Source organism: uncultured Rothia sp. (genome assembly GCF_937976295.1).
Taxonomy (GTDB): domain Bacteria; phylum Actinomycetota; class Actinomycetes; order Actinomycetales; family Micrococcaceae; genus Rothia.
Window position 1 is genome coordinate 1 of sequence record NZ_CALJRY010000274.1, and the last position, 3,905, is coordinate 3,905.

A 3,905-nucleotide genomic window follows, 5' to 3' on the forward strand; every position below is an offset into this window, starting at 1 on the left:
ACCGGTGTTGCCGCCGTGAGAGGGCGGAGTACTAGGCCGCTATACGATGGGGCCGCAACCTCCGTAAGGAGGTTAGCTGGGATACCAGGACTCGAACCTAGAACAAAGGAACCAGAAACCTTCGTGTTGCCAATTACACCATATCCCATTACTCTATTGAGTTACCGTTCCGCTTTTCACCTTTCGGCTCATCACCGGAACGAGTAATAACTATACGGGTCTTTCTGGAGGCGTGCAAGCCGAAATCTGGAGAGCCGCCTCACATTCACAGTTTTATGCCTGCTACTTCCGCGTATTTCCGGGGTTTTTGGGGTGAAAAAGTTTTTTAAATTTCTTCAAAAACAGGGTTTTGGGGCCGATTTTCATCCCTCAAAGCAGCCCCAAGGAGGGTTCTAGGGGGCTCGGAGAGTAGCTTCAACCTCTCCCCCACACACTTTGCACCCCGATTTTTTTGAAGATTTTTTCACCCCACACTGCAACCAGACCGCCAGACAACCTAGCAGCCACCTCACCCAAGCAGTCACCTCGGAAAGACCACTACCCCGCGCCCACGCCTCCAAAAGCTAAGACTTACCAAAACTTTCAGAGACAACGAAAAAGCCCCGAGGCGAACCTCGGGGCTTTAGTGGAGCGGTTGACGAGACTTGAACTCGCGACATCCACCTTGGCAAGGTGGTGCTCTACCAACTGAGCTACAACCGCATGTTTCGCTTTGAACTTTTCAGTTCGTCGCAACAACAGGTACTACTATACGAGTCTTTGCCGGGGTGCGCAAACCAAATTCTTGCCACACTCCCCCAAGCGGAACCAGATTTAACCCCATAAAATATACTGACTAGCAGTTTCATAGGAAAGACCCATCACAAAAAATATTCTCAAATTTATAAAAAATCCCCTGATCCGCCGGGTTTCTTCAGACTTTTCGGTCGTCTGATTCCCGCTGGATAAGGGGATTCTCTTGAACGTAGGTTCTCGCCGGGCTCTCGCTGGGCTCTCACAGTGAGCGCCACAGACACCTACGATGCATATTGCCTACGATACCTGCGAGCGCATCACAAGTAGCCGCGCCGAGAGTAGCTAGAGCTTAGTCGCTGCTACCGCCGGAGTCGCCTCCACCGGAATCGCCGCCGCCGGAGTCGCCTCCGCCAGAGTAGTCAGAGCTGCTGGAGCTTCCGGCGTCGAAGTCACCCGCGTCCGGGTCGGGGCCCGGGTCCACGAAGTCGTCTTCCTCATTCTCTTCGTCCGAAGAGCTCGAAGAATCCGAAGAATCCACGACAGAGGACGAGGTGCTCACGTCGCCGCCGCGAGCCGCGTTCTGCATGGCGCGTGCCTCCAGGAACGCGGTCACGTAGGCGAGCGCCGCGCCGGCAATAATGATGATGACCATCCACACGGAGCGGTCAAGGCCGGCAATGTAGGCGAACAGCCAGATAATGCAGGCGTTGGTGAGCGCCATGAGGGTGCCCTTCAACAGCGCCTGCCCAATGATTGACTGCTTCATGGTTAGCTCAGTTCAGCGGCAAGCTTGCGCAGACGTGCGAGGGAGGATTCCTTGCCCAGGATTTCCATGGACTCGAACAGCGGCGGGGAGATACGCTCACCGGACACTGCGATACGCACGGGGCCGAATGCGAGGCGCGGCTTGATTTCCAGGCCGTCGACGATTGCGGCGCGCAGGGCTGCCTCAATGTTGGCTGCGGTGAAGTCCTCGAGGGGCTCCAGAGCCTCAATTGCTGCGGCGAGGACCTGCGGTGCGGATTCCTTGAGCTGCTTGCGTGCGTCGTCTGCGGTGCTGATTTCTTCATCAGATTTGAAGAGGAATGCGAGCAGACCGGGTGCCTCGCCAAGCAGCTGCATACGCTCCTGAACGAGGGGTGCTGCTTCGGTAAGGACCTGCTCTTCGCGCTCGGTGAGGGTCTCGCCGAGTACGCCTGCAGCCTGCAGGTACGGGATGAGGCGGTCGCGGAAGTCCTTGGGGTCGAGCGCACGGATGTGGTCGCCGTTGATGGACTCTGCCTTCTTCACGTCGAAGCGTGCGGGGTTGGCGACAACGTCGTGTACGTCGAAGTGCTCGACGAGCTCGTCGATGCTGAAGACGTCCTGGTCTGCGGAGAGGGACCAGCCCAGCAGGGACAGGTAGTTCAGCAGGCCTTCCTTGATGAAGCCGGAGTCGCGCAGCAGGAAGAGGTTCGACTCGGGGTCGCGCTTAGAGAGCTTCTTGTTGCCCTGGCCCATGACGTAGGGCAGGTGGCCGAATTCGGGGATGAAGCTGGTCACGCCGGTGTCGATGAGTGCGCGGTAGAGCGCGATCTGGCGCGGGGTGGAGGAGAGCAGGTCTTCGCCGCGCAGCACGTGGGTGATGCCCATGAGTGCGTCGTCGACGGGGTTCACGAAGGTGTACAGCGGGTCGCCGTTGGAGCGGACGACCACGTAGTCGGGTACGGTGCCTGCCTTGAAGGTGATTTCACCGCGAACGAGGTCGTTGAAGGTGATGTCTTCGTCGGGCATGCGCAGACGCCACACGGGCTTGCGACCCTCGGCACGGTAGGCTTCCTTCTGCTCTTCGGTGAGGTTGCGGTCGTAGTTGTCGTAGCCGAGCTGCGGGTCCTGACCGGCTGCCTTGCGGCGTTCCTTCACCTCGTCGGGGGTGGAGAAGTCTTCGTACACGTAGCCGCCTTCAACGAGCTTTGCGAAGACCTCGTTGTAGATGCCTGCGGTCTTACGCTCGGACTGGCGGTAGGGCTCGTGGGGGCCGCCGACGCCGACGCCTTCGTCCCAGTTGATGCCGAGCCAGTGCAGGGATTCGAGCACCTGGTTGAACGACTCTTCGGAGTCGCGTGCCGCGTCGGTGTCTTCGATGCGGAAGATCAGCTTGCCGCCGGTGTGGCGTGCGTACGCCCAGTTGAAGAGGGCGGTGCGGACCATGCCCACGTGCGGGGTGCCGGTGGGCGAGGGGCAGAAGCGGACGCGGGTGTCTGCGGGGCTGTTGAGTACGGGACCGTGGTATTCGGTCATGGTGTCTCCTTGACGGTGTGTTTCAGGATGTACGTTACGTTTTTGGGCGCGGGTTGCTTAGTCGCGCACGCGGGTGACGAGGGAGCCGATGCCTTCGACTTCTACTTCTACTTCGTTGCCGTCGCGCAGTACGCTGATGCCGGCGGGGGTGCCGGTGAGCAGTACGTCGCCGGGCAGCAGGGTGAAGATTTCGGAGGCTGCGGCAACCTGTTCGGCTACGGAGTAGTGCATTTCGGAGGTGTTGCCTTCCTGCACGACGTCGCCGTCAACCCAGGTGGTGATGTTCAGCGAGTCGGTGTCCAGGTCGGTTTCGATCCACGGGCCGAGCGGGGTGGAGCCGTCGAAGCCCTTGGCGCGGGTCCACTGGCGGTCTTCGAGCAGGTCGCGGGCGGTGAGGTCGTTGGCTACGGTGTAGCCGAAGATGACTTCGTGCACGCGCTCAAGGGGCACGGACTTGGCGATACGGCCGATAATGACGGCGAGTTCACCTTCTGCGCTGACGGCTTCGGAGTACTCGGGCAGGGTCACGGGGTCGCCGGGGCCAATGACAGTAGTGTTGGGCTTGAGGAAGAACTGCGGGGAGGCGGGCGCCTCGGTTCCAGCCCAGTTTGCGATCGCTCCAATCACCTTGGAGCGGGGGATGATCGGGGCGAGCAGGCGCACCTGGTCGATGGGGTAGGTGGTGCCGGTCGGTTCGATGCCCGAGTAGAAGGGGTCGCCGGCGAGTACGCGCAGGGTTTCTTCGCCTGCGTCGCCTTCTACTAGCCCGAAGTGGAGCTCATTATTTACGGTAAATCGTGCAATACGCATACTTTCTAGAGTACCAGTCATTCATACCCCTCTCGATACGCAAAAAGTGACTTTCCGATTGAAAAGTAGAGCTTATCGTC

At 59.5% G+C, this 3,905-nt stretch carries 3 protein-coding genes and 2 tRNA genes; all 5 read right to left on the reverse strand.

Annotation, left to right across the window (positions count from 1 at the left end; genetic code table 11):
* Positions 1-76 precede the first annotated feature (76 nt).
* A tRNA-Gln gene (locus Q0216_RS07235) sits at positions 77-148 on the reverse strand.
* A gap of 478 nt (positions 149-626) precedes the next feature.
* Positions 627-702: transfer RNA gene (locus tag Q0216_RS07240), tRNA-Gly, on the reverse strand.
* A 382-nt stretch (positions 703-1,084) separates the two neighbouring features.
* Positions 1,085-1,501, reverse strand: coding sequence for a hypothetical protein (locus Q0216_RS07245; RefSeq protein WP_298594107.1), 417 nt, complete (start codon positions 1,499-1,501; stop codon positions 1,085-1,087).
* A gap of 2 nt (positions 1,502-1,503) precedes the next feature.
* Positions 1,504-3,015, reverse strand: a complete 1,512-nt coding sequence (gene gltX / locus Q0216_RS07250; RefSeq protein ID WP_298594109.1) for a glutamate--tRNA ligase — start codon at positions 3,013-3,015, stop codon at positions 1,504-1,506.
* A 57-nt stretch (positions 3,016-3,072) separates the two neighbouring features.
* The gene (locus tag Q0216_RS07255; RefSeq protein WP_005507404.1) at positions 3,073-3,825 is read right to left on the reverse strand and encodes a fumarylacetoacetate hydrolase family protein; all 753 of its coding nucleotides are present in this window, start codon (positions 3,823-3,825) and stop codon (positions 3,073-3,075) included.
* Between the last annotated feature and the right edge of the window lie 80 nt (positions 3,826-3,905).

Excerpts from the sequence above, each read along its gene's own strand:
- Q0216_RS07245 (WP_298594107.1), bottom strand. The coding sequence starts at position 1,501 with ATGAAGCAGTCAATCATTGGGCAGGCGCTGTTGAAGGGCACCCTCATG.
- gltX (WP_298594109.1), bottom strand. The coding sequence starts at position 3,015 with ATGACCGAATACCACGGTCCCGTACTCAACAGCCCCGCAGACACCCGC.
- Q0216_RS07255 (WP_005507404.1), bottom strand. The coding sequence starts at position 3,825 with ATGCGTATTGCACGATTTACCGTAAATAATGAGCTCCACTTCGGGCTA.